The organism is Streptomyces prasinopilosus (assembly GCF_001419695.1).
GTDB lineage: Bacteria > Actinomycetota > Actinomycetes > Streptomycetales > Streptomycetaceae > Streptomyces > Streptomyces prasinopilosus.
The window spans coordinates 1-4648 of record NZ_LIRG01000834.1; the positions used below are offsets into that span (position 1 = coordinate 1).

A 4648-nucleotide genomic window follows, 5' to 3' on the forward strand; every position below is an offset into this window, starting at 1 on the left:
CTGCGTCCGCACCGCCGACGCGCACGACCTGCGCAGGCTGCCGAACGTCCTCACCCAGCGGCTGCCCGGCACCCCGTGCACCGTCGAGGTGGACCTGCGGCTCGACAGCACGGAGCCCGGAGCGCGGGCGGGCCTCGCCGTCCTCGGGGACGCCTACGCCTGGATCGGACTCCAGCGCGGCACCGACGGCACGACCCACCTCGTGCACCGGTTCGCCGAGGCGGGCGCCGCGGGCGAACGCGACGCCGCGCACCCCCGGCTCGCCGCCGAGGGCGGCGTCCGGCTGCGGATCGAGGCCGGTGCCGGGGCCCGCTGCCGCTTCTCGTACGACACCGGGGACGGCTTCCGCCCCTCCGGGCAGACCTTCGCCGCCACCCCGTGGCGCTGGGTCGGCGCCCTGCTCGGCCTGACCGCCCTCGCCCCGACGGGACGGGAGCACGCCGGAACGGCGGCCTTCACGCGGTTCAGGATCACCCCCACCTGACCACCCACCCCCGTACGCCTGTTGGGAGCCGCAATGACGCACCTCCTGGGCAAGCGCTTGCCGCCACCGGGCCCGGCACCGGGCCCGCTCACCGGACCCGACCCCGGGACCGGACACCACCCGGACACCGGCCCCGGCGCCCGCGCCGGCACCGCCCCCACGTGACCGCACCCCGCCGGACCACCGCGAACGCCCCCCACACCCGCACCTCCCGCACGTCCCGTCGGAACCAGAAGATCCAGAAGCAGAAGAGAGCCGACCAATGAAGATCAGCAATCGCGGAAGCAGCAGCACCGGCAGGCGCCGGACCCCGGCCGCCGTCGCCCTGGGCGCCGTGCTCGCGCTGACCGTCACCGCCTGCGGCGACGACGGCAGCGGTGCGGGCGGCGGCAAGGGCGCCGAGGGCAGCGGCACGGGCAAGATCACCTTCTGGGACAACAACGGCGGTGTCCGCACCGACATCTGGAAGGAGATCATCGCCGACTTCGAGAAGGCCCACCCGGACATCCAGGTCGAGTACGTCGGGATCGCCTCCACCGAGTACCAGTCCAAGGTCGACACCGCCATCCAGGGCGGTGGCCTGCCGGACGTCGGAGGCATCAGCGCGTCGATGCTCGCCGGCTTCGCCGCCCAGAACGCGGTCGACCCGCTGGACGACCGGCTGGGCGGGTCGTCCCTCGAGGGCAAGCTGAACAAGGACATGGTCGAGTCGCTGCGGGCCGCCGGCGGCGGGGACGACAAGCTGTACTCGATCCCCACCTCCGCGAACAACGGCGTCCTCTACTACCGCACCGACCTGTTCGAGAAGGCCGGCCTCGAGGAGCCGACCACCTGGGACCGCTTCTTCAAGGCCGCGGACAAGCTCAGCAACAAGGGCAAGAACGAGTTCGGCTACACCATCCGGGGCGGCGCCGGCTCCATCGCCCAGGCCCTGGACGCGATGTACGGCCAGTCCGGCATCACCACGTTCTGGGACTCCACCGGGGAGAAGACCACGGTCAACGACCCGAAGAACGTCGAGGCCCTGGAGAAGTACGCGGGCCTGTTCAAGAAGGCCACTCCCGCCGCCGACCTGAACAACGACTTCACCAAGATGGTCGCGCAGTGGGACTCGGGCACCATCGGCATGCTCAACCACAACCTCGGCTCGTACCAGGACCACGTGAAGGCGTTCGGCGCCGACAAGTTCCGCGGCATCCCGCAGCCGACCGGACCCGACGGGGCCCGGGTCCAGGTCTCCAACCCGGTCGACGGGCTCGGCGTGTTCCAGAGCTCCAAGAACAAGGACGCCGCCTGGAAGTTCATCGAGTACGCGGTCTCGGCCGAGGCCAACTCGAAGTTCAACGAGTCCGCCGGACAGGTGCCGGCCAACCTCGACGCCGCCAAGGACGACTGGATCCAGAAGGCGGAGCCGACGAAGCTGGCGGCGGACGCGCTGAGCGACGGGTCGACGACGATCGTCCAGCTGCCGTACTACCTGCCCGACTGGAACACCATCTCCAAGGCCGACAACGAGCCCAACTTCCAGAAGGTGCTGCTCGGGGACATGAGTGCCGAGGACTTCCTCGACAACCTGGCCGAGCAGCTGAACGAGGCCCAGGCCGAGTGGCAGGAGCAGATGGCCTGAGCCGCATCCGGCGACACCGCGGGGCGGCCCGTCCCCTCCGGGCCCCGGGCCGCCCCCGCGACCGGCCGCGCCCGCCCGGCCGCGGCCCGCACACAGGGACAGTCCCGCGCCCCCACGGGCGCCCCTTTCGGACCCTTGCTGAAAGGCACAGGCTCGTGTCGCTCACTCGCAGACAGGTATCCGCCGCCGCTCTCGGCCTTCCCCTCGCCCTCGCCGTGACCGGCACCGCCCGGGCCGCCACGGGGCGTCCCCGCCCCCGCACCCTCCACATCGCCGGGGACTCCACCGCGGCCCCCAAGGACGCCGACGCCGCCCCCGAGACCGGGTGGGGCACGGCGCTCCCCTTCCTGCTCCGCCCCGGCCTCGAGGTCGCCAACCACGCCGTGAACGGCAGGAGTGCGAAGAGCTTCGCCGACGAGGGGCGGCTGGACGCGATCCTCGCCGCCGTCCGGCCCGGCGACCTCCTGCTGATCCAGTTCGCGCACAACGACCAGAAGGCCACCGACCCGGCCCGCTACACCGAGCCCTGGACGACGTACCGGGAGTACCTGCGGCTGTACGTCGACGGGGCCAGGGCCCACGGGGCACGGCCCGTACTGGCCACCCCCGTGGAACGCCGGAGGTTCGACGCGGGCGGCGCCGCCGTGCCGAGCCACGGCGACTACCCGGCGGCGATGCGGGCGCTGGCGCGGCGGGAGGGGGCCGCGCTGCTCGACATCCAGGCCCTGTCACTGGCGCTGTGGCAGGAACTCGGGGCCGAGGAGACGAAGAAGTACTTCAACTGGACGGCGACCGAGCAGGACAACACGCACTTCAACCCGCCCGGCGCCATCGCCGTGGCGCGGCTGGTCGCCCGGGAGCTGCTGCGCACCCGGGTGCTCGCGCCGCGGGACGTGCGCCGGCTGGACGAGGTGATCCCCGAGTCCTGGATCACCTGGCCGGACGGCGGCACCACCGCCCGACCCGCCGCGCGCACCGGGTGACCCGCCGCCCGCCCCGCCGCGTACGCACCGTGTGGGGCACGGCGCGAGGCACACGGGCGGAGCGCACGGCGGTCCGCGACACCGACGCAACCAGACACAGGGAGACCCGCACCATGACCCGCACCCCGAGCAGACACGAATGGCATGCCCATGCCGTCACGAAGGCCGCCGCGCTGGCCGGCTGCACCGCCCTCGTCCTGGCCCTGACCGGAACCGGCGCCCAGGCACACGGCGGCCACCTCGGCCACCACCCCGGCCAGCACCGCGACCCCGCCCGCCAGACGCTCGGCGCGAACGACGGCTGGGCGTCCCACGGCACCGGCACCACCGGGGGCGCCGCCGCCACCGCCGAGCACGTCCACACCGTCAGCGACTGGGCCGGGTTCAAGGCGGCCCTGGCGGACGGCGGCAGCGCGCCGAAGATCATCAAGGTGCGGGGGACCATCGACGCGGTCTCCGCCGGCTGCGACTCGCTCGCCGCCCCCGGCTACGACCTCGACGCCTACCTGGAGAAGTACGCGCCCGAGACCTGGGGCCTGGAACAGGACCTGAGCGACGAGCCCGACGACAGTCCCGAGGGCCTGCGCAGGATCTCCGCGGCCAACCAGAACGCCGCCATCAAGGCGAACGTCCCCGCCAACACCACGATCATCGGCATCGGGAAGAACGCCGGGTTCAAGGGCGCCAGCCTGCAGATCAAGGACGTCGACAACGTCATCGTCCGCAACCTCACCCTCGAGAGCCCCCTCGACTGCTTCCCGCAGTGGGACCCGACCGACGGCGACCGGGGCAACTGGAACTCCGAGTACGACACCGCCGTCGTGTACAACTCCACCCACGTCTGGCTGGACCACAACACCTTCACCGACGGCGAGCACCCCGACAGCGCGGCCCCCGTCCACTTCGGGATGCTGTACCAGCAGCACGACGGCGAACTGGACATCGTCCGCGGCGCCGACTACGTCACCGCCTCCTGGAACGTCTTCACCGAGCACGACAAGACGATCCTGATCGGCAACAGCGACGGCGAGTCCACGGCCGCCGGCGACCGGGGCAAGCTGAAGGCGACCTTCCACCACAACCTGTTCTCGAAGCTGGTCGAACGCGCGCCGCGGGTGCGCTTCGGGCAGGTCGACGTCTACAACAACCACTTCGTGGCCGACGCGGGCTACGGCTACAGCTTCGGCATCGGCAAGGAGTCCCGGCTCGTCGCCGAGCACAACGCGTTCACCCTGCCGAAGGGCGTCGGCCCGGCCAAGATCCTCAAGCGGTGGAACGACTCCCCGCTCACCGCGCGCGACAACCTCGTCAACGGCAAGGGGGTCGACCTGATCGCCGTGCACAACGCGGAGAACCCCGAGGCGCCCCTCCGCTCCGGCGCCGGCTGGACGCCCGCCCTGCGCGCCGACGTCGACCGGCCGCAGGCGGTGCCGGCGCTGGTCGGGCGCGGAGCGGGAGCGGGCCGCCTGCGCTGACCTGCTCCCCACCCCCGACGCCGGGACGGGCGCGTACCACCCCCACTGTGGCGCGCGCCCGTCCCGGTCTCGGGGGTGG

4 protein-coding genes are annotated in these 4648 nt (G+C 72.5%); all 4 read left to right on the plus strand.

Annotation, left to right across the window (positions count from 1 at the left end; genetic code table 11):
* A partial coding sequence (locus tag AOK18_RS27225; RefSeq protein WP_478078856.1) for a beta-xylosidase family glycoside hydrolase occupies positions 1 to 484 on the plus strand: 484 nt, incomplete at its 5' end.
* Positions 485 to 746: 262 nt separating this feature from the next.
* Positions 747 to 2111: an ABC transporter substrate-binding protein gene (locus AOK18_RS27230; protein ID WP_055696053.1), complete on the plus strand. Its 1365-nt coding sequence runs from the start codon at positions 747 to 749 to the stop codon at positions 2109 to 2111.
* 155 nt (positions 2112 to 2266) lie between these two features.
* Positions 2267 to 3094: a rhamnogalacturonan acetylesterase gene (locus AOK18_RS27235; protein ID WP_055696054.1), complete on the plus strand. Its 828-nt coding sequence runs from the start codon at positions 2267 to 2269 to the stop codon at positions 3092 to 3094.
* A 113-nt stretch (positions 3095 to 3207) separates the two neighbouring features.
* Complete coding sequence (locus AOK18_RS27240) at positions 3208 to 4569, plus strand: pectate lyase family protein (protein WP_055696055.1); 1362 nt, start codon at positions 3208 to 3210, stop codon at positions 4567 to 4569.
* The last annotated feature ends 79 nt before the right edge of the window (positions 4570 to 4648 follow it).

Excerpts from the sequence above, each read along its gene's own strand:
- AOK18_RS27230 (WP_055696053.1), top strand. The coding sequence starts at position 747 with ATGAAGATCAGCAATCGCGGAAGCAGCAGCACCGGCAGGCGCCGGACC.
- AOK18_RS27240 (WP_055696055.1), top strand. The coding sequence starts at position 3,208 with ATGACCCGCACCCCGAGCAGACACGAATGGCATGCCCATGCCGTCACG.